This window comes from Lapidilactobacillus concavus DSM 17758 (assembly GCF_001435835.1).
In the GTDB taxonomy this organism is placed as follows: domain Bacteria; phylum Bacillota; class Bacilli; order Lactobacillales; family Lactobacillaceae; genus Lapidilactobacillus; species Lapidilactobacillus concavus.
This window is the reverse complement of the sequence record NZ_AZFX01000035.1, coordinates 1-1,336: the sequence shown is the minus strand read 5'-3', so window position 1 is coordinate 1,336 and position 1,336 is coordinate 1. Positions and strand designations below refer to the sequence as shown.

Genomic DNA, 1,336 nt, shown 5'->3' with positions numbered 1-1,336 from the left:
TTTTGACGCATTATCTGATGACGCCGTAAATAAAAATGACAACTTCATTGGTCTACCGATAAACTCGCTCGAAGTCTGTTGGCTCTTTGAAGCCGTGTATTGAAAATTGGGATGAGTGGAACGATGAAGACAACTTCTATTAGGTGGTGTTTGGAATGGATACACAAATTGTTTTTGGAGTAGATGTTAGTAAGCACAAATCAAATATTGCCATTGTAATCAATGGCAAAGTAGTCGATGAATTTAAGATTACTCATACACGAGATGGTTTTAAACGTTTGGATGATGCGTTGAATCATTTCAAGAATCCACAAGTTATTTTTGAGTCATCAGGAGTCTATTCACGCACTTTACGTGCGTTCCTTCAGCGAAATAATTGGTCATACACTGAAATTAATCCATTAGCCGCTAAAAAGGATATGGATAGTTTCCGTCACAATAAGAATGATCAACTAGATGCGGTTGCCTTAGCTCAGGCAATGAATCAACATCATTATGCCCCAACCTTCCAAGAACAACAGATTTATAGTGAACTACGTGATATGGAACGATCCTATCAAGAGTTCAATGAAGATATTGTTAGAGCTAAAAACAGGCTACATCAAAAACTACAGATTACTTTTCCGGAGATTGAAAAGTTCATGAGTACTACTGATAGTGCACTTTATTGGCACGTCGTACAGCAGTTTTCACATCCAGATTTGGTCTTAGAACTTACTATCGCCGATCTATCAGCTAGCCTCTTAAATGCGACGCCTAAGAATATGAGTGTATTAAGAGCCACAGCACTCGCAGAGCGCTTAAGAAACTTGGCCCTGAATTCAGCTCCAGCCGTAAGGAAAGATGCTTATGCGGTTACTGCAGTGAAGCAGTTAGCACAAGAGGTTGAGCGTATCAGTGAGCACAAAGCAGAAATCATTCAACAGATGGAAACTCTAGCAAAGAGCTTGCCGGAGTTTGAAATTCTTCAATCAATTCCTGGATTTGGCGTTAAAACCACTGTTTGCGTTATCGCTGAATTAGGTGATATCCGCAGATTCCATAGTGCTAACGCGATCAATGCATATATTGGAATTGATCTGATTCAATATCAATCTGGTGATTTTGAAATGGCTCAACATATCCGTAAACGCGGGAATGCTTATGCACGTAAGATTCTCTTCAAAACAATTCTAAATATGATCAGTACTTCTAAATATCATCCTTCAAACGTCAGTGTGGCTTACGAACAAAAAAAGCAATCTTCTAGTGCCATACGCACCAAGAAGATTGCCATAGCAGCTATGAGCCGCTTGATTAGAACCATATATCACCTAATCAAATACAATGAATTGTA

Annotated in this window: 1 protein-coding gene; it reads left to right on the top strand. The window is 39.0% G+C overall.

Annotation, left to right across the window (positions count from 1 at the left end):
• Positions 1 to 155 precede the first annotated feature (155 nt).
• Positions 156 to 1,336 (top strand): IS110 family RNA-guided transposase (locus FC15_RS03065; RefSeq protein WP_057823850.1); only part of this gene is annotated, 1,181 nt, incomplete at its 3' end.